This is a genomic window from Campylobacter sp. GB48, assembly GCF_049221845.1.
Taxonomy (GTDB): Bacteria; Campylobacterota; Campylobacteria; order Campylobacterales; family Campylobacteraceae; genus Campylobacter_D; species Campylobacter_D lari_C.
Genome location: NZ_JBMJAR010000063.1, coordinates 1 through 1,113, shown reverse-complemented (window position 1 = coordinate 1,113; position 1,113 = coordinate 1). Strand labels below are relative to the sequence as shown.

Genomic DNA, 1,113 nt, shown 5'->3' with positions numbered 1-1,113 from the left:
GCAGTGAAAAAACTATACCTAATTTAGAAGATCATTACATCATCATAGATATGAGCTTTAGAGTGGGAGTTGGAGATGATGATAGTGTAAGAGAGGGGGTGTTAGGGGGTAAAATACCAAGCGATACTAAATACTTAAAACAATGGCTCGATTTGAATTTAATAGCAAATTTTAATGATGCTTATAATTTTTTATTATCTCTATTTTTGTATATAGATCAATTTTCAATTGAAAAATTAAAAACCTATCCTCAACTTGCTGGAAAAATTGCTTATATTTATTATAGGTTTGATTTAGCGAAAATATATTTTCAAGTCAAATCAACAAAGAATATGCAAATAAAATATGGGGATTATTTTCAAGATATAATTTACTATGAAAATACAATTAAAAAGACAATACAAAAATACAACTATAATCCCAATAAAAATTATCCTATTACATATTGGGAAAAATTAATTGAAGAAATCTACAATCAATTTAAATTAAATATAAAAACAGAATTTATCTCATCAGATGATAATAGTTTATTTGGTTTTTATAATCAAGACAAAACTATTATTGAAATCAATATAAACAATATAGAAAATACAGAGGAAATGTTAAAAACTATTATACACGAAATACGACACGCATACATGCATCAAAAAAAACCAAACAATGATGTCTTGCAACACTATATTTATTATAGCAATCAATATATTTATTTTAATAAAACAGATCAAAAATTTGGAAATAAAACAATACCGGATGTTTATTTTTTTCAGCCAAGCGAAGCAGAAACTAGAGCAATAGAAGAAAGTATCACCAAGGAGTTAAGATGAGATACAAGGAACCAGATACAAAAAAACACGAACAATTTTTGCAAACTAGAAAAGAACCAAACGCACTTTATCTAGGTGTAAATACTAATATAAAATGTTTTAACAATATATGCCCTAGTGAAAAACAAAGTTGGTATTTTTTTGATTATATTGATTTAGAAAGCAAAATCAACATTACTTACAATCCCAAATTTGGTATTTATTTAGGTAAAATCATATTTAATAAAAAAGGCAACAAACTCATTCCAAAATATATACCTACAAGTATTGAAAATTTAGAAGAAGAGGT

Annotated in this window: 2 pseudogenes; both read left to right on the top strand. The window is 25.5% G+C overall.

The features are described from left to right. Positions 1-824: pseudogene (locus tag ACOTVC_RS08770) on the top strand (hypothetical protein); the annotation flags it as partial. Further along, a pseudogene (locus ACOTVC_RS08765) lies at positions 821-1,113 on the top strand (hypothetical protein); the annotation flags it as partial. The pseudogenes ACOTVC_RS08770 and ACOTVC_RS08765, both read left to right, overlap by 4 nt.